19 protein-coding genes and 1 tRNA gene are annotated in these 22146 nt (G+C 41.4%); 10 read left to right on the forward strand and 10 right to left on the reverse strand.

What is annotated here, in order from left to right:
- Positions 1–253: 253 nt before the first annotated feature.
- Both OCU87_RS20890 and OCU87_RS20895 read left to right on the forward strand, forming a co-directional pair.
- Positions 254–418, forward strand: a complete 165-nt coding sequence (locus tag OCU87_RS20890) for a hypothetical protein (RefSeq protein ID WP_162845618.1) — start codon at positions 254–256, stop codon at positions 416–418.
- A gap of 226 nt (positions 419–644) precedes the next feature.
- Positions 645–719, forward strand: a tRNA-Gly gene (locus OCU87_RS20895).
- Positions 720–901: 182 nt separating this feature from the next.
- Here OCU87_RS20895 and OCU87_RS20900 read toward each other — a convergent pair.
- The 6 genes from OCU87_RS20900 to OCU87_RS20925 are packed head-to-tail and all read right to left on the reverse strand — an operon-like array spanning position 902 to position 6395.
- Positions 902–1303 (reverse strand): SufE family protein, encoded by a 402-nt coding sequence (locus OCU87_RS20900; RefSeq protein ID WP_062687778.1) that lies wholly within the window; start codon positions 1301–1303, stop codon positions 902–904.
- 4 nt (positions 1304–1307) lie between these two features.
- Positions 1308–2540, reverse strand: coding sequence for a SufS family cysteine desulfurase (locus OCU87_RS20905; protein ID WP_261859307.1), 1233 nt, complete (start codon positions 2538–2540; stop codon positions 1308–1310).
- The gene (sufD, locus tag OCU87_RS20910) at positions 2533–3828 is read right to left on the reverse strand and encodes a Fe-S cluster assembly protein SufD (RefSeq protein WP_261859308.1); all 1296 of its coding nucleotides are present in this window, start codon (positions 3826–3828) and stop codon (positions 2533–2535) included. Before sufD ends, OCU87_RS20905 begins: the two co-directional genes overlap by 8 nt.
- Positions 3803–4549 (reverse strand): Fe-S cluster assembly ATPase SufC, encoded by a 747-nt coding sequence (sufC, locus tag OCU87_RS20915; RefSeq protein WP_261859309.1) that lies wholly within the window; start codon positions 4547–4549, stop codon positions 3803–3805. Before sufC ends, sufD begins: the two co-directional genes overlap by 26 nt.
- A gap of 5 nt (positions 4550–4554) precedes the next feature.
- The gene (gene sufB / locus OCU87_RS20920) at positions 4555–6024 is read right to left on the reverse strand and encodes a Fe-S cluster assembly protein SufB (RefSeq protein WP_261859310.1); all 1470 of its coding nucleotides are present in this window, start codon (positions 6022–6024) and stop codon (positions 4555–4557) included.
- A 2-nt stretch (positions 6025–6026) separates the two neighbouring features.
- Positions 6027–6395: an iron-sulfur cluster assembly accessory protein gene (locus OCU87_RS20925; protein ID WP_261859311.1), complete on the reverse strand. Its 369-nt coding sequence runs from the start codon at positions 6393–6395 to the stop codon at positions 6027–6029.
- 196 nt (positions 6396–6591) lie between these two features.
- On the opposite strand from OCU87_RS20925, the gene nrdH reads away from it, so the two are divergent.
- Genes nrdH through nrdF form a run of 4 tightly spaced genes read left to right on the forward strand, consistent with a single transcriptional unit; the run spans position 6592 to position 10346 of the window.
- Entirely contained in the window at positions 6592–6813 is a 222-nt protein-coding gene (gene nrdH, locus OCU87_RS20930; RefSeq protein ID WP_062687777.1) for a glutaredoxin-like protein NrdH, read from the forward strand.
- Positions 6813–7244, forward strand: a complete 432-nt coding sequence (nrdI, locus tag OCU87_RS20935) for a class Ib ribonucleoside-diphosphate reductase assembly flavoprotein NrdI (protein ID WP_094957637.1) — start codon at positions 6813–6815, stop codon at positions 7242–7244. Before nrdH ends, nrdI begins: the two co-directional genes overlap by 1 nt.
- Entirely contained in the window at positions 7204–9336 is a 2133-nt protein-coding gene (gene nrdE, locus OCU87_RS20940) for a class 1b ribonucleoside-diphosphate reductase subunit alpha (RefSeq protein WP_261859312.1), read from the forward strand. The genes nrdI and nrdE overlap by 41 nt, the downstream gene beginning before the upstream one ends.
- 17 nt (positions 9337–9353) lie before the next feature.
- The gene (nrdF, locus tag OCU87_RS20945; protein ID WP_261859313.1) at positions 9354–10346 is read left to right on the forward strand and encodes a class 1b ribonucleoside-diphosphate reductase subunit beta; all 993 of its coding nucleotides are present in this window, start codon (positions 9354–9356) and stop codon (positions 10344–10346) included.
- Between the two features lie 136 nt (positions 10347–10482).
- Here nrdF and OCU87_RS20950 read toward each other — a convergent pair whose 3' ends face one another.
- Positions 10483–11751 (reverse strand): MFS transporter, encoded by a 1269-nt coding sequence (locus tag OCU87_RS20950; protein WP_261859314.1) that lies wholly within the window; start codon positions 11749–11751, stop codon positions 10483–10485.
- Positions 11752–12033: 282 nt separating this feature from the next.
- Here OCU87_RS20950 and OCU87_RS20955 point away from each other — a divergent pair, with 282 nt between their 5' ends.
- Positions 12034–12669 carry a 4'-phosphopantetheinyl transferase family protein gene (locus OCU87_RS20955; RefSeq protein WP_162267729.1) on the forward strand — a complete coding sequence of 212 codons (636 nt, stop codon included), beginning with the start codon at positions 12034–12036 and terminating at the stop codon, positions 12667–12669.
- Between the two features lie 78 nt (positions 12670–12747).
- Here the strand turns inward: OCU87_RS20955 and OCU87_RS20960 are convergent, their stop codons facing one another.
- The 3 genes from OCU87_RS20960 to OCU87_RS20970 form a co-directional block, all read right to left on the reverse strand.
- Positions 12748–14364 carry an ABC transporter ATP-binding protein gene (locus tag OCU87_RS20960; RefSeq protein WP_261859342.1) on the reverse strand — a complete coding sequence of 539 codons (1617 nt, stop codon included), beginning with the start codon at positions 14362–14364 and terminating at the stop codon, positions 12748–12750.
- 135 nt (positions 14365–14499) lie between these two features.
- Complete coding sequence (locus OCU87_RS20965; RefSeq protein ID WP_261859315.1) at positions 14500–16293, reverse strand: ABC transporter ATP-binding protein; 1794 nt, start codon at positions 16291–16293, stop codon at positions 14500–14502.
- Between the two features lie 66 nt (positions 16294–16359).
- The gene (locus tag OCU87_RS20970) at positions 16360–18438 is read right to left on the reverse strand and encodes a TonB-dependent receptor (RefSeq protein WP_062687770.1); all 2079 of its coding nucleotides are present in this window, start codon (positions 18436–18438) and stop codon (positions 16360–16362) included.
- A 1038-nt stretch (positions 18439–19476) separates the two neighbouring features.
- Between OCU87_RS20970 and OCU87_RS20975 the strand changes: the two genes are divergently transcribed.
- The 3 genes from OCU87_RS20975 to rodA all read left to right on the forward strand — a co-directional run bounded on the left by OCU87_RS20975 (position 19477) and on the right by rodA (position 21899).
- Positions 19477–19851, forward strand: a complete 375-nt coding sequence (locus tag OCU87_RS20975; RefSeq protein WP_261859316.1) for a hypothetical protein — start codon at positions 19477–19479, stop codon at positions 19849–19851.
- 57 nt (positions 19852–19908) lie between these two features.
- Entirely contained in the window at positions 19909–20586 is a 678-nt protein-coding gene (locus tag OCU87_RS20980; RefSeq protein WP_261859317.1) for a DedA family protein, read from the forward strand.
- A 278-nt stretch (positions 20587–20864) separates the two neighbouring features.
- Positions 20865–21899 carry a rod shape-determining protein RodA gene (gene rodA / locus OCU87_RS20985; RefSeq protein WP_261859343.1) on the forward strand — a complete coding sequence of 345 codons (1035 nt, stop codon included), beginning with the start codon at positions 20865–20867 and terminating at the stop codon, positions 21897–21899.
- Positions 21900–22146: the final 247 nt, after the last annotated feature.

Genomic DNA, 22146 nt, shown 5'->3' on the forward strand with positions numbered 1-22146 from the left:
TAAGGCCATGATGTTGAATAGGAAGAGTGCGTGTGGAACCTATTTTCATGACAGCACCTACCTCGCCCAATTGCTGCGAACAGGAAAAAGTGCTTATTGAGTCCTATATTTAAACCAACGTAAATAAGTTACTGGGTAGCTTCTCTGGTCAGCACTCACGTTTAATAGGCCCACAGAAGCAAGCTCTAACTTATATCGCTGTTAAAGATGTCACTTGTACAGCCACTGATGTAATGCATCAAGGGAGATAAATATGGAATTTAAGAATTCTCACGGTGAAACAGCCCAGCTCGCAGATAACCTCACATTGAAAGAAGTGGTCGACATGGGGTTCTCAATCGACATCTGTGATGACAACTACGATCCACAAGAACATTGGCAGATCAAACAGAAGAAACAACAGGAAGGGGAATACTAAGCCTGAAGCTGCTCTGAACAATGAAGGTATGAGTCGCAACGAATGCGTCACTTGTTCAGAGCAAACCCTGTGATAAAAACAGCTAAAAGATTGTTTATTAAGCACTTAGCAATCGATAATGTGACGCGCGTCACATTCGAGAAATAAGCACTTTCTTTAAACTGAAAATTTGCCATTATGTATCTCGTTCGATGCAAATCACCTCCTGAATCTAATTCAGAATTAAGCGGGCATCGTATAATGGCTATTACCTCAGCCTTCCAAGCTGATGATGCGGGTTCGATTCCCGCTGCCCGCTCCAGTTTTCTTCATGCTAAAACTTATCATTTAGGTCAAACGCTTTAATGCGTGTTTTTCTGTATCTACTCTTTATATCCACACCTAATCACGACACAGTTTATTCTGCTTACTTGCCATTCTTATCTAAGAACAACAAACGAACACCAATTTAATCAATAAACTTAATCAAATTGGTATCGTCGCTTAATCCGCCATTCTTGTTTGTACTTGTTTCACAATAGCCTCTAGCCCTTGTGTTCTTCCTGGTGTGAGGTGAGATTTTAGGTCAAGTGCTTCAAACCAAGCTTGGATATCGAAAAGTAACACTTCATGCGGTAGTTTTCCGTGATAAGCAATCCGCAGTAAAGCAAGTAAGCCTCTTACTATGGCTGCATCGCTAGTCGCTAAGAAATTAAGTACCCCTGATTTTGAATCATAACGAAGATCGAGCCATACTTTACTCTGGCAGCCCTTTATTAAATGCTTCGCCGTCATCTTTGAATCTGGGTAACTTGGTAGACGCTCCCCTAGCTCTATCAAATACAAATAACGCTCTTCCCAATCACAACAACGATTGAAATTACCAACTATTTTTTCTGGGGTCATATCACTACCTCAACAGCTGATTAATTCTATTTAAACCTTGCACCAACGCATCAATATCAGATGATTGGGTATACATACCTATTGAAGCTCGGCAAACGGAACTCTGACCCAGCTTTTTAATTAATGGCATTGCGCAATGATGGCCAGTACGGATAGCAACACCGTACCTGTCAAGAAATGCGCCAACGTCAAATGAGTGCAAGCCTTTCATATTAAAAGCCACCACACCCATTCGATTGTCGTCGTTGCCATAGATCTCTATACCATTTACTTGGGTAAGGCTATCGACCAAATACGACATCAGCTGGCTCTCATAATTGGCAATTTCTGCCAGTCCTACCGATTCGATATATTCTATTGCCGCACCTAAACCCAAAATGCCCGCAATGTTTGGCGTACCGGCTTCGAAACGCCAGGGGGCTTCTCCATAAGTCGTTCCCATAGGCAAAGTCACTTGATCGATCATTGCGCCCCCACCTTCCCATGGCACCATACGTTCCAAGTGACGACGCTTTGCGTATAAAACCCCAGTTCCCGTCGGGCCATAGAGCTTATGTGCTGAGAAGACATAAAAATCGCAATCCAAATCAGCCACATTAACTTGTTGATGCATCACAGCTTGTGCGCCATCGACTAAAACAGGAACGTTGCGTTTATGTGCATAATTAATGATCGCTTTAATTGCATTGACAGTACCGAGTACATTAGAAATGTGGGTAACGGCAATCAGGCGTGTCCGGTTAGTGATTAAAGGCTTGAGATCATCCAAGTCCAACACACTCTTCTCATTCAACCGCCAAACCTTGATAGTGACCTCACAAAGTTCCGATAACAGTTGCCAAGGCACTATGTTCGCGTGGTGCTCCATTTCCGTGACAATGATCTCGTCCCTCGGGGAGAGCTGCGCTCTCAAATAACTATGCGCAACAAGATTGATAGCTTCAGTGGTCCCTTTGGTAAAAATGATGTTGTTAACCGACTCAGCGCCGATAAAATCACTCACTTGAGTTCTTACTTGCTCCATCTCTTGCGTAGCTTTAGCACTCAGATAATGAACGCCACGGTGTACACTGGCGTAGTCGTTTTGGTAAAAACGCGTCATTCTGTCTATTACAGCGCTTGGGGTTTGCGCGGTCGCGGCAGTATCAAGATAGCGCAACGGCTTTTGATACACCTCGGTTTTTAACGCGGGGAAATCTTCGAACCAAGGGCTATTTATTAACGTGATTTCAGTCATTACGCCCTCCTTGAGAGCCGTATTGAGGCGCGTGTTGAGACAGAGTGAGCTCCAACTTGTCACATACGTATTGTTGCACCAATGGGTGACGGATCTTAAACGCGGCTTCAGCGGCAAACGCAAAGATAATCATCTGCTCCGCTTTCACCTTTTTGATCCCTCGTGCGCGCATATATTCGATCTGATTAGAATCGAGTTGGCCTGTCGTCGCGCCATGGCTGCATTTCACATCATCAGCGTATATCTCAAGTTGAGGTTTACAGTTTACTTGAGCCGCTTCACTCAATAGCAAGTTGTGGCTATCCATCTGCCCATCGGTTTTAAGCGCACGGGGTTCAACATAGATCATGCCATCAAACACCCCATTGGACGCACCTCTCGCTATGGTCTTATGCAATTGTTCACTATGACAATACGCTGCTCGGTGCCTAAGATAAGTTCGACTATCAAAGGTTTGTTGATGATCTGGCATAGCGAGGCTATTCATTTCGACAAAACCATTTTCGCCTTGTAAAAGGCTACTGATTTGATGACGGCATAATAACCCTGACAGCATAAAGCAATTTGATTGAGCACTAGCATCACGATCAACAATGATATCGTTATGACCAAAATGATGCTGACGTGGCGATTCTTCTAGTAATTTAGTGTGATAAAAATGCGCCCCTTTACCCACATCAGCACTCAAACGAGATAACGTTACTCCCCCTCCTTGATCCAAGGAGATATGATGCTCGATCACCTCACATTGGGATAAGCGCCCCAGCTCTACATGATGACGATAACTACACACTTCACCTTTCATTCCACTGCTGATATGAAGCAAGTAAATCGGTTTATCAATCACGGTATCGGGCTTAACCTCAATCAATACTCCCCCTGTTGCCGTGGCGTCAGTCAGGTAAGTAAATGCATCTGGCTGAATAGATTTCGACAATGCATCAATATCAAGGCCAGATAATTTATCTATAGGAGTAATGATTGCGTTAGGGATCCAATCAGAACAACGCACCGAATATAGACCATCAAAAAACACTAACCGATAGCCATCAAAATTAAGGCTTAAGCTGTCATAAGATATATTTTCTGCTGGTTGAAAAGCAGCATAATGGAGTGGCTGCTGTTTAAAATCTGATAGTGAAGTGTACTTCCACGCTTCATCTTTATTTGCTGGAAGCCCAACTCCTATCATTTTTTCCCATTGCTGTTGCTGCCAATGAACAGACTGAACCATGCTCTCCAGATCTTTCATTAGTGCCACATCATTCTTCACCAGTGATCCACCCATAGCCTTTTTCCTCTAGTACTTTTGCTAATGTGTGATCACCCGATTTCACTATTTTGCCTTTGTAGAGCACATGCACATAATCAGGTTTGATGTAATCTAAAATACGCTGGTAGTGTGTCACCATAATAAATGAACGCTTGCCATCCCTAAGGGCATTCACGCCTGCCGAAACCGCTTTTAGTGCATCAATATCGAGCCCTGAATCAGTCTCATCTAGAATGCACAACTGCGGAGATAGCACCGCCATTTGTAAAATATCATTGCGCTTTTTCTCCCCCCCCGAAAACCCTTCATTGACTGAGCGCTGTAACAGATCCATAGGCATTTTTAGTAATTGGGCTTTTTCTTCCAGTAAATCTTCAAAATCAAACCGATCCATTTCTTCTTCACCGCGATATTTACGAATGCCATTCAACGCGGTTTTCAAAAACAGTTTATTACTGACCCCAGGGATCTCAACCGGATACTGAAACGCTAAGAAAACGCCCTCGCCCGCTCGCTCTTCAGGATCGAGCTCGGTCAATTGCTTGCCTTTGAAGACTATCGTCCCCTTATCTACTTGGTAATCTTCTTTGCCAGCCAATGTTGAAGACAAGGTACTTTTCCCAGAGCCGTTAGGGCCCATAATCGCGTGGACCTCACCGGGCTTAACTTGTAAATCAATACCTTGCAGAATAGATTTATCTTCAACACTGACATGTAAATCACTAATTTGTAGCATATTGCTTACCCCACGCTGTGTTCGAGGCTAATCGAAAGCAGTTTTTGCGCTTCTACCGCAAACTCGAGCGGTAGTTCAGAAAATACGTCTTTACAGAATCCATTAACAATCATCGAAATAGCATCATCTTCACTGATCCCTCGCTGAGTACAGTAAAAGAGCTGATCGTCACCAATGCGAGAGGTTGTCGCTTCATGCTCAACCTGAGCACTCGGATTCTTAACTTCAACATAAGGAAATGTATGGGCGCCACAATCTGCACCAATCAGCATCGAGTCACATTGGGTAAAATTACGAGCGCCTTGCGCATTGGCTAATATTTTCACAAGTCCTCGGTAACTGTTTTGGCTTTTACCCGCCGAGATACCTTTGGAAATAATCGTTGAGCGCGTGTTTTTACCGATATGAATCATCTTGGTGCCAGTATCAGCCTGCTGAACACCGTTAGTCAGCGCCACAGAGAAGAATTCTCCCACCGAGTGATCGCCTTTCAAGATCACACTCGGGTATTTCCATGTTATAGCGGAACCTGTTTCTGACTGCGTCCAAGACATCTTGCTATGAGCACCTTCGCAAACCGCTCGCTTTGTCACGAAATTAAGTATGCCGCCTTTGGTTTCTTCTTCACCTGAAAACCAATTTTGCACCGTCGAATATTTCACTTCCGCATCTTGATGAATAATTACCTCAACAACTGCAGCATGTAACTGATAAGAATCACGCACTGGCGCCGAGCAACCTTCGATATAGCTAACATATGAGCCTTTATCAGCAATCAGGATGGTGCGCTCAAACTGGCCCGTCTTTGCTTGATTAATTCTAAAATAAGTAGAAAGCTCTCTCGGGCAGCGAACCCCTTGAGGGATATAAACAAAGGTACCGTCAGAGGCAACGGCGGCATTCAAAGCGGCAAAAAAGTTATCATCAGCAGGAACAACTGTACCCAGATACTGGCGTACTAAGTCAGGGTATTCATGAATAGCCTCACTGAATGAGCAAAAAATAATGCCCTGCTCTTTTAGCTCTTTCTGGTAGGTTGTGGTAACAGAAACAGAATCAAAAATAGCATCCACCGCAACTTCAGCCCCCTCTCTAACAGGGACACCCAATTGCTTAAACGCCGCTTCCACCTCGTTGGTTAAAAATGCATTTGAACCATCATCATGGTCGTCTGTCGAGTCATCACATTTTCCGCAAGTAGGCGCAGAGTAATAACTGTAACTTTGATAATCGAGACCAAAATACTCAGCTTTAAGCCAATGCGGTTCTTCCATTTTCTGCCATTTACGAAAAGCGTCTAACCTAAATGCCAGCATCCAATCGGGCTCATTACGCTTTGTCGATATCGCACGCACTACATCTTCATTCAGCCCTACAGACAAAGTGTCTGATGATAATTCGGTGTAGAACCCTTGCTTGTAGTTGCTGCTTTGCAGCATCTCTTCCACTTCTGGTTGTGTTTCAACAGCACACATTGTCAAACTCCGAAACTTTCACCACAACCACACATATTTTTGACGTTGGGGTTGTGATAAACAAAGCTGCTATTTAACCCTTGGCGAACAAAATCTATTTTCGTGCCATCAAGCATGGGCATTGCAGTCAGGGCAACATAGAAGGCTACGTCCCTAGAATTAAACTTAAGATCTGATTGTTTCACTTGTTTAATAAGCTTTACCTCATAAGCAAAACCCGTACACCCTGAAGATCGTACACTTAAATGAAATAGCTGCCCATCTGAAGATAGCTGTCTAATCCTGCAAGCTGCCGACTCCGATAAGCTAATTCCCTTCCACTCCATGTCATGAATCGAAATTTCAGTTGATTCTGAACGTTGAACGCTCATGTTGCAGTCCTCATTCCATTTATCAATTCGCACCAACAAACGAGAATGATATTGATTATCAATTAATATTCAACCATTAAGTTTCTATGGGTTTAGATGCAATCACAACATATTGACATTTTGTTATTTACAAATACCATATATAGAATAGCGCAAGATAATGATTATCATTAAGATTGATATAAAGGAAAGTAAAATGGATATTATTGTTTATTCAAAGCCTCAGTGCGTGCAGTGCACAGCGACGGTGAAAGCACTTCAAACGAAAGGAATTAAGCACAAAGTTATCGACCTAACTCAAGATGATTCTGCGATGAACACAGTTCAATCCATGGGCTACAGGCAAGCACCTGTTGTCGTCGCGGGTTCGCATCATTGGTCAGGGTTTCGTCCCGATATGATCAAGCAGCTCAGCTAATGCTTGTTTATTATTCCAGCGCTTCGGGTAACACCGAACGCTTTATAAAACAGCTTGGTCTACCTGCCCTGCGTTTACCGCTAGATTCTGGTGAACCCACACCCAAAATAACACACGCTTTTGTGCTGGTGTGCCCAACTTACGCCGATGGACAAGGACGCGGCGCTGTCCCTAAATCTGTGATTAAAGCACTCAATAACAATCAAACACGCTCTTTACTAATAGGGGTCATTGCATCTGGGAATCGAAACTTCGGCGCGTTATTTGCCCAATCTGGCACCATTATTTCACGTAAGTGCAACGTGCCACTGCTGTATCGATTTGAACTGTCAGGAACACCACAAGATGTGCACAAGGTACGTCACGGGCTAAAACAATTTTGGAACCATCATGGACACGTCATTCACTCATCATTCTTTGAACTACCATGAGCTCAATGCGATGCTCAATCTGCTCGACGAAAATGGAAATATTCAATTCGAATCCGACAAACAGGCTGCCCGTCAGTACTTTCTACAACACGTTAATCAAAACACTGTGTTCTTTCATAACTTGAGTGAGAAACTTGATTATCTGATCTGCGAAGGGTATTACGAACCCAACGTTTTGCAGCAATATAGCGCTGTATTCATTCGCCAAATTTGGAATGCGGCTTATCAAGTAAAATTCCGTTTTCGTACTTTCCTAGGCGCATATAAATTCTTTACGTCTTACGCCCTAAAAACCCGAGATGGAAAGCGGTACTTGGAGCGATTTGAAGACCGAGTCGTCATGACTGCGTTAACGTTAGCGCAAGGTGATGAAACATTTGCTCTGCAGCTAATGACCGAAATCATCCACCAGCGATTTCAACCCGCCACACCCACTTTTATCAATTCAGGTAAGAAAAGTCGGGGCGAGTTGATTTCATGCTTTCTGCTTAGAATTGAAGACAATATGGAAAGTATTGGCCGAGCAATCAACTCCGCATTACAACTGTCACGCCGAGGCGGCGGAGTTGCACTCTTGCTGAGTAACTTGCGCGAACAAGGGGCTCCAATTAAAGGGATCCTCAATCAAAGCTCTGGTGTGGTGCCAGTAATGAAATTGCTCGAAGACAGCTTCTCATACGCCAATCAGCTAGGGGCAAGGCAAGGGGCTGGCGCAGTCTACCTCAATGTTCATCATCCTGACATTATGCAGTTTTTAGATACAAAACGTGAAAATGCCGATGAAAAAATCAGGATTAAAACTCTAAGTTTAGGGGTTGTTGTTCCCGATATTACCTTAGAGCTCGCTAAGCAAAATAAAGATATGTATCTGTTTTCGCCGTACGACGTCGAAAAAATTTATGGTGTCCCCTTCTCTGAAATTAGTGTGACAGAAAAATACCAAGAAATGGTGGATAACCCTCAGATCCGTAAAAATAAGATCAGCGCACGAGTCTTATTCCAAACACTGGCAGAGATCCAGTTTGAGTCTGGTTACCCTTACATCATGTTTGAAGATACCGTTAATCAGGCAAACCCCATCGAAGGTCGGATTAGCATGTCTAATTTGTGCTCTGAAATTCTTCAAGTGAATGACGCATCTGAGTTTAACGATGACTTAAGCTACGCAAAGTTAGGACGTGATATCTCATGCAACTTAGGCTCAATTAACATTGCCAAAGCCTTAGATGGCGCTAACCTTCCACAAACCATCGCGGTATCGATAAAAGCACTGAATGCGGTCTCAGAAATGTCTGCGATAGACAGTGTTCCTTCCATTCGTAAAGGTAATGACGAAAGCCATGCGATTGGTCTTGGTCAAATGAATCTCCACGGATTCTTAGCAAGAGAAAACATCCACTACGACAGCCCAGAAGCCATCGACTTCACTAACGTTTACTTTGCTACCGTACTATTCCATTGCCTTGTCGCCTCTAATCAACTCGCAAAACAGAGGCAAGCGACCTTTTGCGGTTTTGACAATTCAAGTTACGCAAGTGGCGTATTTTTTGATAAATATCTAAACCAGAGTTTTCAGCCCAAAACTGAAAAAGTCACTGCGTTACTCGCAACGTTAAGCTTAAAACTACCTAGCCAAGATGACTGGGCGACGCTCAAGCAACAAGTCATGCAGCACGGTCTCTACAATCGGAATTTACAGGCGATCCCACCGACAGGCTCAATCAGCTACATCAATGATTCTACCGCGTCCATTCACCCTGTAACGGCAAAAGTGGAAATACGTAAAGAGGGTAAAATCGGCCGCGTGTACTTCCCTGCCCCGTATCTCGACAATACAAACCTTGAGTACTATCGCGACGCATACGAAATAGGGGCAAAAGCCATTATTGACGTCTATGCCGCCGCCACTCAGCATGTCGATCAAGGCTTATCGCTAACCTTATTCTTCAACGATAACGTCACGACGCGTGATATCAATAAAGCGCAGATTTACGCATGGAAAAAGAAAATTAAAACCCTCTACTACATTCGTTTGCGCCAAAAAGCACTCGATGGCACTCAGGTTGATGGCTGTGTTTCTTGCACACTTTGATTTACGGAGAACCCACTATGACAGTAACGACCATTCCGCAGCCAGTCAGAGCAATCAACTGGAATCGCATGCAAGATGATAAAGATCTTGAGATTTGGAACCGACTCACGGTGAACTTCTGGTTACCAGAAAAAGTCCCTTTGTCCAATGACATCCCAACATGGAAACAGCTCACCAAAGAAGAACAAACACTAACCATTCGGGTTTTTACTGGATTAACCCTACTCGACACCATACAAAATACCGTTGGTGCGCCCGCGTTAATGGCAGACGCTAGAACGCAGCATGAAGAAGCCGTACTCACTAATATTGCCTTTATGGAAGCAGTACATGCACGTAGCTATTCTTCCGTTTTTTCGACCCTGTGTACCACACCTCAAATTGATGAAGCCTTCCGCTGGGCGGAAGAAAATGAATTGCTACAACGAAAAGCACAGATCATTTTAGACGATTACAAAGCCAATGAAGATCCGTTGAAGAAGAAGGTCGCCAGTGTTTTCCTTGAAAGCTTTTTGTTTTATTCAGGCTTCTATCTACCTATGTACTGGTCAAGTCGCGCCAAGTTAACAAACACTGCAGATTTAATTCGTTTGATCATTCGCGATGAAGCCATTCATGGCTATTACATTGGCTATAAATTCCAACAAGCCTTCAATGAACTCGATGAAGCGGAACAAGATCGTGTTAAAGACGAAGCTTTCTCTTTGATGTTTTCGTTATATGAATTAGAAAGCCAATATACAGAATCATTGTACGATGATGTAAGCCTCACCGAAGATGTAGCCCTCACCGAAGATGTGAAACATTTCCTGCATTACAATGCCAATAAAGCATTGATGAACCTAGGTTTTGAACCTCTCTTTCCGGATGAATTATGCCAAGTTAGCCCCGCGATAATGGCTGCACTCTCTCCCAATGCCGATGAGAATCATGATTTTTTCTCGGGTTCTGGATCTTCTTATGTCATTGGTAAAGCCGTCGCAACGGAGGATGAAGATTGGGATTTCTAATACCAGACAAGCGACATGAATAGCAAAATGATAAGTGATGGCTTAACGCGCTTTGATATCCCTTGATATAAAACACAAAAACCACCTATTAGGTAGTTTTTGTGTTCGTGTAATTATCGGAAGTAAAATTAGAAACCTAACTAATTTTACAATGGGCATCTCGCCAATGGCTGTAATGACGCAACTTTAGCAAAGCGAATAAACATATCAGAGCGATGATCTCCCCCATTCCTAACGCAATACTATAGCTAGCAACCCCAGCAAGGCTTGTCGCTACCGATGAAAAAATAATTTCGCCAAACGTCTGAGTACCTTGGAAGAAAGCAATATTAGTCGCGGGTTGAAGTGTTTGCTGTGAAAAGCGCATTGAATAGGTATAGGTACTTACCGCGACAAACCCCATGCCAAAACCAACCAGAATTGATGTAAGCCAAACAATCCATGTCCCCGTCAGCCAGTTTTCAGCAATCGCAATCCATAATAGGCCACCAAAGAGCACCAATTTCAAACCTGCCAATAAGGTGACGCGGTAACCTTGACGTTTAATAAATATGCTGGCAGAAAAGCAACCTACCAACATCACTAATAAATGACCAACACCAGTTAACATTCCTACTTGCGACATCGACCACGACAGGTCAACCAGTATAAACTTCGATAATGCCAGAATAATCACGCCGCATAAGGTAGCACCTGAACATAAGAGTAAGGTCGGGACAGCATTAGCTGTTTTGAAAAACTGGCTCAATGAGGCTTTATTTACCTCTGTCGCTTGAACAATTTTAGGCTCTTGCCAAAATAAGACTGGAAGTAAAGCACAGAAAGCAACAGCAGCAAGTAATATCATACTCACTTGATACCCGATCTGCTCAAAAGCAACCATAGCAAAAGGGCCAGCGAGTAACATTCCAATTATAATCCCAGATACTTGAATCGCATTGATTAAGCCTAAATCAGCCTTATCACTGTGTTCAGCGGCTAAACCATCTGTCGCGATATCTTGAGTTGATCCCACAATTGAAATTATCGCTAATAACGAGGTAAGTAATATTAAAGTTTTTTCATTAATAGTTACCACGGATAGACAAATAAGCGTCCCAACCATAATGAGTTGCATTGGAACAATCCAAGATTTCCTTCGTCCTATGCGTTCTATCCAATGATTTTCAACAAATGGTGCCCATAAAAATTTAATCGCCCAGAATATTCCAGCCAATGGAACTAACGAAATAAGTTCAAGTGGTAACCCTAGATTTTTTAATAATGTGGGTATAGCATGAAAGGTTAATCCAATAGGAATACCTTGAACAAAGTAGAGGCAGCAAATAACGAGTATAAATGCATTTTTACTCTTTGGTCTACATTCATAATCGTCAACCGTATTATGACTATTAGAGGTTTTCATGGAAAAAATCCTTATCCTATTTTTAATATATCTCTACTAGGTTTTATAAATTAATCATTTAAACAATAAAATTATGCTGTAATTATCACCCAAAGTAAACGATAATGCCTATCATTACTGTAGTTGTGATTGATAAATATGACATCTTGCTTTTCTGACACAAAAACTAACATTGAAATAGCGGAGTTAGACACTCTCTGTCCTAGATTTGTCCAAAAGCCAGCCATCTATACATTTGAATACAAAGACATTAAGCTTGAAGCTCTATTAATAAGTTTTGATATGAATGCATTCCAACCGTTTTTTTACCAAAGACTTAACATTATTTATACTCCACAACTTCAGAAGTCCGTAACTAAGAGACAGGCTGAATTTCTTGCTGGCCGTTTGTGTGTGAAATTACTCATGCACCGTCTTCTTGGCTACTCTACTCCAGTCCCTATATCCCCTGACCGCTCGCCTTCTTGGCCGGTGGGAGTCACGGGTTCGATCTCACACAGTAATAATCATGCTATTGCAACACTCACGCAGAATCAGAATAAAAAAACGAACATTTCATTAGGGGTTGATATTCAGGAAATAATAACGTCAGAGCAAAGTGATCATATTCATACATTAATTTCCACTCCTAATGAAATAGCACTACTACAAAAAAATGGACTCTCTTTAAAATGCGCTACGACTCTATTATTTTCAGCTAAAGAGGCCATTTATAAATCCATTTATCCACATATAAAGGAAATCATTGGTTTTAATTCAGTAGCACTTATTGAGCTAAATATAACTGAACAAAAACTGACGTTTTCACCTTCCATAACCCTTTGCAAGCAATTTGGTATAAGCCGAAATATTTATTGTCAGTACCGAAATACTGAAGATTCCAACGCCATTATTACTTTTTGCATCTATCAACAATAAAGACGCACTAAGCCGCCAATAAGGCTTATCTAGCTCTCATTGGCGATTCAGTAATGACTCTCAGTACTTTTGGTCACTCTATACAGCTAAATGCCAACTCTGAGCTTGTTGTTGCAAATTCCATAGCTCACAATAAAGTGATTGATTATTAAGCAGCTGACAGTGTTCACCTTGCTCAATAATCTTACCTTTGTCCAATACAAGGATATGATCAGCATATTGAATGGTGGTTAATTTATGGGCAATAACTAACACTGTTTTTTCTTGAACTAAAGCCTGCATTGCAATTTGAATATCTCGCTCATTTTCTGGATCTAAAGATGCCGTCGCTTCATCAAGTATAACGAAAGGTGCATCTTTAAGAAGTGCCCGAGCAATGGATAGCCGCTGCTTTTCTCCTCCGGATAAATGCATACCTCCCGCACCAATTTCAGTGTCCAACCCCAGATCCATGTCCAACACTAGATTTTTTAGTTTCGCTAATTCAATCACACGCCAGAGCTCTTCATCACTTGCATCGGCCTTAGCCACACGCAAATTATTAGCTAACGTATCATTGAAAATATAGTTGGATTGAAAAACAATACTAAGATGCCGTAACCAATACTCCACTGGCATATTAGCAATATCGACCTTCCCCGTGCCTATACCCACAGAAATTTCACCAGAATCAAGTTGCCAAAAACGTGCTATCAGTGAAGCTATCGTTGATTTTCCCGAGCCAGAAGGTCCCACCAATGCTGTGACTTTATTACTAGGAATAGACAAATCCAAGTTTTCAAAAAGAGGTTGCTGTCCACCTGGATAAGAAAAATTCACGTCCTTAAAAGTAATCGTCATATCATCTAATTTGGGTTGGCTATCACCATGTTGTAACGTCGGCTGATCTAAAACATCATTCACTCGATTTACAGCAAGATCCAAATAATTAAGTTCCGCCAAAAACATCGACATATTCAGCAAGGGCCTAAAAAAGCGCACAGCAGCGATCAGAAAGAGTAAAACTTCAGGCAAAGCGATTGTTTGCTCTAGCCATGCCCAAGTAAGTGCCACCAGCAACACCATAAGCCCAGCTTCCACCAACACGTTAAAACTGTATACTGGCCACACCGCAGCTTTCTCGGCTTTTAATGATTGCTGTTGAGTTGCCGTTAATACATCATCCAATCGTGAAAATGCTTTTCCCATCATGCGGTATGACTTTAGCTCTTTTAGCCCATCCATATACTCCATAACGGCATCATTCAATTGATGCATTAAATACTGCATGTGGCTTTGCCATTTACGAGCATAAGCACGCGTTAATAAGTAAGCAAGACAAGCTAAAGGTAAAGTGGACATCATAGCCACTCCCATTCGCCAATCTTTTAACAATAAGCCTAGAGCGAAAAAGCACAGCACCGATGTAGTTGCGATAATAGGCGCATAGAGGTGTGTAAAAATACGCTCTATCATATCAATATCTTTAAGTAGCGTATTATTAACACTGCCGAAATCCGTTCGCTGGAAGAAACCCATTGGCATTTTTCTTAAATGTTCTCCCAGCTGTTGACGGATTTTTTTACCAGCATCAAAACCAATCAGGGAAATGTCTAGATGAATAATTCGGACTAAATACACACGAACTATCATCATTCCCGCGCACCCTAACACCAACATAAATTGATGCTGAAGATTAGGCGTATCAGACAACATATCAAGCAAAATATAATAAAGAAAACCATATGGGGCCGATGCAAAAAAAGCATCAACGACGGTTAAGAAGACAGTCCGATTAAGTCCATCTAGAGAGGTACCCGTTAACCGCTTAAGTGTGTTAATTCTCAACATTTATTCGACTCCCTCGAGAGTTGACGGTGTTTTTATCTCAGAGCCTTTAACTGACGGCCCCAAACGCCATACTTTTGTTTCTTGATGCGCTTGCCACATCGATTGGTATAAAGTGCAATCTTTCAACAGCTCAGTGTGAGTGCCTTCTGATACTACGCGGCCACTTTCCATCACAACAATTTTATCAACATGCGTTAACGTATTGAGTCTATGAGCAATAACCAACACAGTTCTGCCCTGCATTAAACTCGATATAGCTTGTTGAATTCTGACTTCATTGCGAGCATCTGCGTACGCCGTCGCTTCATCTAAAATAAGAATCGGGGCATCTTTCGCCACAGCTCTCGCTACGGCAATTCTCTGTGCTTGCCCGCCACTTAAGCTTCCTTGACCAATTTTGGTCTCATAACCATCAGGTAATTCTAAAATAAAATCATGTGCACAAGCTGCTTTAGCTGCATTTATGATGTCTTCATCGGATAAGGCTTCATTCCCCATTCGAATGTTTTCTTTTATGCTCTGCTCAAAGATATAAACATCTTGGAAAACAAAACTCACTAACGACATCAGTTGATCAAGCGAATAACAAGTAATCTCTTTACCACCAATGGATATGTCTCCACTCTGGTATTCAAAAAAGCGGGGAATTAACTGAGCAACTGTTGTTTTACCAGCCCCCGAAGGGCCGACAATCGCGGTAATTTCCCCTTGGTTTACCGAAAGAGAGACATCATCAAGCGTTTTTCTTGATGAGTTATCATGCTGAAAACTGACATGGTTAAAACAAATATTAGTATGAGAAATAACTTGATATTGATCGCCTTCAGATTGAGGTTTTATCTGACAAAATATCTTTATTTTTTCTACACCTTTCAGCATTTCACTGAACATGCCACCAAATTGAATTAAGTTATAAAGCGGCTCCATTAAGCCCACACCCAATAACATAAATATAAATAACGTTGATAAAGTCACATCCCCTTGCGAATAAAGCCAAACCCCGACAGGTAATAAAAACAAAAAACCAAGGTCGAGAGATAGCTTAAAGAGCGATGCCGGTGTTTTTGTATCAACTAACCAACGAGTCACTAATTTATGATGCTCATCAACAGCACTACGGTACTTCTGATGAGAGTCAACCGTCATATTAAATGCTTTTACCACAGGAATAGAGGCGACAAAATCAACAACACTAATATGTAGGTTTGAAACAACTCTATGGTATTCCTCAACACGTAGGTTAAACCCCTTAAACATTAACGCTTGTAAGCTCAGTGCAATAGGCAGTGGCAGCAACACTAAAATAGCTAGTCGCCAATCAATATAAATAAGTAACAACGCTGCAACGATAGGACTTACTATAGCTGCTGCCATATCGGGTAAATGATGAGCAACAAAGGTTTCAATTCTATCAACATCGTCTGAAATGATTTTCTTCATTGATGCTGACGCTTGCTTATTACTTTCGCCTAGAGATAAGCGACCAACGCTATCAACAACATGTTGTCGCAGTTCGAATAAGAGCTGAAATGCCGCTTTATGCGACAATAATCCAGATGCTAATTGTAAACCCATTTTGGCTAAAAGCGCCGCTCCGGTTAGCAATACTAATTGCCATACAGTATCAGAATTAGTAATTGTATCCGTGATAAAACCATCCACCAGCTGATAGATAATCATATATGGGACAATAGTAAGCAGCGAGTAAGCAACAGCTAATAACATTGATAAACATAGCTTACGGCGTTGATTGACGACCAGTTCCATCAACCATGAAAACGGCGTTCCTTTCATTTTATTAACCTTAGACAGTTAGATGAGAAACTATATCCCCCCCTATAAAGATATGGGGGGGAGTATTTACCATTTAAGATTAACTGTTGCACCGACTGTAAGAGGATCTCCAGAGCGACCGTACCATTTCTGGTTTGCACCATCTCCCATAGGGAAAGCACGTGTTAGATACTTTTCATCTAAGACGTTTTTAGCCCATAAAGTAACGTCTAATCGATCGCTGGTATATCCAGTTCTTAAATTAAGGATACCGTAGGCGTCTTGCTTATTTTCATTAGCATTATCGAAATAGAAGTCACCTGTTACATTGTAGTCCGTGTAAACAAAGTAATTCTCAAGGAAGTTATAATCTATACCTAGGCTGTACGTGTATTTAGGGGCATTTGCTGGGCGATTGCCCGTATAATCCGTTTCACCAATAACATTACCGGTATTATCATAAGACTTGGCAGCAAAATCAGTAAAGTGTGCATCATTATAACCGCCATTCACCCATGCCGTTAAACCAGGTTGAATTAACCATGATAGTTCAGCTTCAATACCTCGACTTACAGTACTACCTGCATTTTGGGTAAAGGATTTAGGATATAATTGCTGTTCAACTTGCTGATCCTCCCAGTCAATCCAGAATACAGCAGAGTTGAAGCGAACACGGTTATCAAACCACTCACTTTTCATCCCTAACTCATAGTTCATAGTGTATTCAGGGTCGAATTTAGGTGACATATTTGGCGGCGTTAACATATTAAAACCGCCACTTTTGTAACCACGAGATATACTTGCGTACATCATAACATCGTTCGTTGCGTAATAGTTTAAGCCTACTTTAGGTAGCCATTCATTAAAGTTAGCCTCATCATCCCCCTGAGTATTCGGGAAGCCCATGTTCCATAGGTCGGTATAATTAAATTTAACTTTTTGATAATCAAATCTTAAACCCGCTATTGCTTCCCATTTTTCAGCAAATTGATAGTTCACATTGCCAAACAGAGCATAGTTACTGACTTTCATCTCTGTTTTTGTTGTGTTGAACATATTGAAAGCTTTCATGTTCATATCAATGTTGTTTTTCGCTGTTTCGTTAAAGTAATAAAAACCGCCAACCCAACGCAAATCACGTTCATCACTCGAACTAAACCTAAGCTCTTGAGTTACACGTGATATTTTCGAATCTATATAGAGTTCCTGCCCATCAGCCTGAGTGAAATCTAAGTCTTGATTATCGACTTTGTCTTCTGTGGTGTAAGCAGTGATAGAAGTGATGTCAAAATTATCTGCAGCGTAAGTAGCACGTATTGAACTAGTATAAATATCGGCTTTAGCATCACCTTTGAAGTTTGAATATACCTTATGGCTATCTTTTTCTATATTATCGAGGGATGCAAAAGACATATTTCCATTTCGACGGTTTTGAGCATCAACTGTAGCAATAATATCCCATGGCTGATCTATCGGCATCCACCTTACTTTAAGGCGGCCATTAAAGTCTTTTACCTTATTAACATCATCTTTATTGTCATAATCACGAGTAAAATAGCCATCATTTTTTGAATATTGTAAAGCAGTTCGATAAGCCCATTCGTCACTATTTCCTATTGCCCCACCTGAAATTATTGTCCCTTTTAATTGATTATAATTCCCGTAAGTTAGGCCTGCACTCCCTTCCGTAAAAAGATCTGGATCTTTAGTATGAATACTAATAACACCTGATGATGCATTTCTTCCATATAAAGTACCTTGTGGGCCACGTAATACTTCAATTCGTTCAATATCTAATAACTCCGTATCAAAAGTTTGATACATGGCACCATCAATTAAGAATAAAACAGATTGAGATCCTTCCATTGTCGGCGTTATTCCCCGCATAGAAAGGAAACTAGCATCAGAAGGATTGCCTGCTTTTATCATTGATACATTAGGGGTTCTTTTTACAATATCGAACGTATTTTCTAATCCTGCCCTTTCTACTTCATAATCAGTTAACACTGAAACACTTAGTGGTGTTTTTTGAGATTCAGCTGTCATTTTCTCAGCTGTTATTACAATAGTTTCTAACTGATTATCATCATTTTCAGCGGCAACTACCGCTAATGAACTAAGAGAAAGGCCAACTGCCAAAGCGAGCTTTGTGTAATTGAAATTCATGCTTTTATCCTTATAGAACACAAATTACTAATAAATAAAATGCCAACTAAAGCAGTCATGAATACTATATTAGTCAATTATGATTATTTGTTATGGCATTCCGCTACGCATAGTAAGCCCTTCCCATTTATAAAGCAATGCAAATGAGAATCGATATCATTATTAATAACTAATAAATAAGTTCTCTCTACAACAAACAAACCGAGGAGGCGGCAACAAAACACAAACAAAGATGCAGCATCATCGGGATTTTTGAAATATAAAACCCATCTTATAAAAGATTTTGGAATTTAAATTAATATGAAGTGCGTTGTGAACTTGGATAAAATAGGAGTGTAAAATTCATGACCTCAGTTATTTTTTGATAAAACGAAAGCTAGGGTTAAAGCTAATGTGAAAATGAAAGTTCTGCCCAATACATCCCCGTGGATTCAAACTTAAAATATCGCAGCTTATGCTAAATAGTTATACTTAATTAACTACATTATCAATTAATCATTCACTGCATGTTGACTATGCCAAGCATCAAGTAACTCCTTACCGTAAACAATTTCAATATTCATATGCATGAACAAAAGTAACATTACTAATAACGAACAAGTTACATTTAACCAAAAAGTTGCTTTTTCTCGAACTGTATCATAGGTGAATATATTGATAGAAATAAGAATGAAAGGGTAACAGATTAACAATAAAATAAAGCCGCCTAGGTAATTTGATATCGCCATCTGAGTCATGATCTACCCTCTCTATCTACAGATAGAATCACATTAGTACAGTTCTCAACTAGGAGGTACTTCACTGACATTTATCATTCAGTTGTTAGACCAAGATAACAATCTTTTTACGATAAATGGAACAAGATAACGCTGAACATATGGTACGTCACGACTACTCAGTTCAAGCGCCCCCATGAGCGTTTTACTCTTGCATAAGTTAGCCATTAAATTAGCGATAAGAAATATTGCTTTTTTCACCGGTTGCGAGTACATATAGGACGATTTTTAAATAGGCGACTAGATTGCGTAGGCTCTGAGATTGCATAAGCTACTAGAGAAATTCCCCATCTTCATAACACTCCTGACAGTATTGCTATTTAGCCATGCTGAGAGTGCTATTGAACGCAGTTTTTCTCAAAGTCCTTATACCATCACAAGCCCAACACAAGCACCTGACGCATCAAACGATACGTTAATACTGCGCAGTGCTAACATGCGACTCTCATCGCAGCCCGAGCAACCACCAGCGAAGGACCCTCTCCAGTGGCCTTTAGCTATTCTGACTATTGCTTCATTAATTCAGCTTTCACGTTCTGTTCGCTGGATCCCGCGTGGTTACCTTTCTTTTGATAATCACCGCATTGCAGGCTGGCATGACAGTAACCTGCAGTTTCGTTTCATTCATTCCCGCTGATCGTTCCACTATCCCACTTATAACATTCTTATTTTTTGTTGGTATATTGGAGCATCTATGTTTGAAGCTACCCAAGAAGTACTGGTTGCAATTTGGCACCAAGACTTCAGTGTGCTGCTCGCCCCGGGCAGTGCGATCTTAATTTATATTCTTGTAACGCTTTTTATTGGGTTAGAAAGTAGTTTTTTACCTGCCGCTCCCTTGCCTTGCGACAGTATCGTCGTGTTAACCGGCACCTTGGCGGCCGTTGGTGTATTGAACCCTTTTATCGCCTTTCCTTTGCTGATCATTGCAGCATCTCTTGGCAGTTGGCTCGCTTATTCACAAGGTCGATGGCTTAACCGATTGCCTATCGTCCAATCATGGCTAGATAAAATTCCAGATGCGAGCATGCGCACCGTTGACACTTTACTGACTCGTCATGGGCTCATTGCGCTATTTTCAGCCCGCTTTATTCCTGGGGTTCGTTGTGTACTGCCAATGGCTATGGGGATGAGAGCGAAGGAAATGCCGCGTTTTCATTACTTTGCATGGCTAAGCGCCACTATGTGGGTCGGTTTGCTGTGTGGTATTGGTTTTCTTTTACCATCGTTACCTGAGCCTATCAGCCGCCTTGCAACGATGGCGCTAATGGCTGCGCCTGTTATTACTTTGTGTTTAGCCATTTTATCTTTTATTACTTGGCGTGCTCGTCAGGCTATGTGCCGATTGAAACCCATTCAGAAGGATGCTTAATCAAAGAATAAAGATAATCAAAATCAAGCCTTCAAAGCATCAGTAAGTCAAAGTAATAAGTCAATAACGAGGGGCAACACTTGTTGCCCCTCGTTAATCGGTACTGATTATTGATTAACTGTGAGTAGTTATTGGCTGCTCGACTGATAAATAAGAAAAACCGTTCTGTGCCATGTATTAGGTTTACATTAAACCAAAATACAATTTGAGTATTGTATGTGAAAAAATATCCAATTCCCCAGCTTGATCTACCACTCTTACTTGCAGTGTTAATGCTTATGCTACTCAGTTCCATGACAGTGTGGAGTGCGAGTGGCTTTAGTGAAACAGTCATCACGAAACACCTTATTCGGTGCATGATCGCCCTATCTTGCCTTTTCGTTATGGCAGCCGTTCCACCACATTTATATCTGCGGTTTTCACCGCACTTATATTTGCTAACCGTTCTTTTATTACTCGCCGTCGCTTTAGTGGGTGATAGTACCAATGGTTCACAGCGTTGGCTTAAACTTGGCTTTATTCGCTTTCAACCTTCAGAACTAGTAAAAATCGCAATACCTATGGTCATTGCTTGGTTAATCCACATTAGTGGCGAGGCGTTAGATTTAAGGAAAATCCTTTACGCGCTATTACTGGCTGCGATTCCGACATTTTTGATCTTCATTCAGCCCGATCTTGATGGTGCGCTATTCGCCCTTATCTATATGTTCTTTGTTCTCTATTTCGCGGGAATAAGTTGGAAGATCATCGGCAGTATTGCCGCTATTGTTGCCACGCTCATACCCCTTATGTGGTTTTTTATCATGGAGGTTTATCAGAAAAAGCGGGTATTACAATTTCTAAACCCAGAGAGTGACCCTTGGGGAGCTGGCTATCAAATCATCCAGTCGCTTATTGCAATTGGCTCAGGAGGGATGCGGGGCAAAGGGTGGATGAATGCGAATCAGGGCCCTTTAGGGTTTATTCCTGAAAGCCAAACCGATTTTATTTTCTCAACTTATGCCGAGGAATGGGGATTCATCGGCAGCGTATTTTTACTGGCGCTGTACTTGTTTATTACGCTGCGTATTTTATGGATTTCATGCCAATCAGAGCAACTTTATAATCGCTTGTTATGCGGTTCATTGGCATTAAGCTTCTTTCTTTATACCTTCATTAATACAGGTATGGTCAGCGGCTTACTACCGGTTATGGGAAGTCCACTCCCCTTCTTTAGCTATGGCGGGACAGCGATGATCACCCAAGGGCTCACCTTTGGCATCATTATGGCGCTATGTCGGTCTCGCCCACACAGAATCGAAAAAAGTGGATAGCGCCTAATACCTAATACCTAATACCTAATACCTAATACCTTATTAGGCTCGAGACTAACTCGCCGTTATTAACAAAAAGCAGTAATAAGCTGTTGGGACATTTACCCAACAGCTTTTACCCTGCCGACAATCGGCATGAAACACTACGCCACAGCTTTAATCTTTACTTTTTTAGGATTCACCTGAGTTTGATTGGTTATGACATCTTGGGTTATGGCATCTTTGGTTATAGCATCTTGAGTTGTCG

The organism is Photobacterium sanguinicancri (assembly GCF_024346675.1).
Classification (GTDB): Bacteria; Pseudomonadota; Gammaproteobacteria; order Enterobacterales; family Vibrionaceae; genus Photobacterium; species Photobacterium sanguinicancri.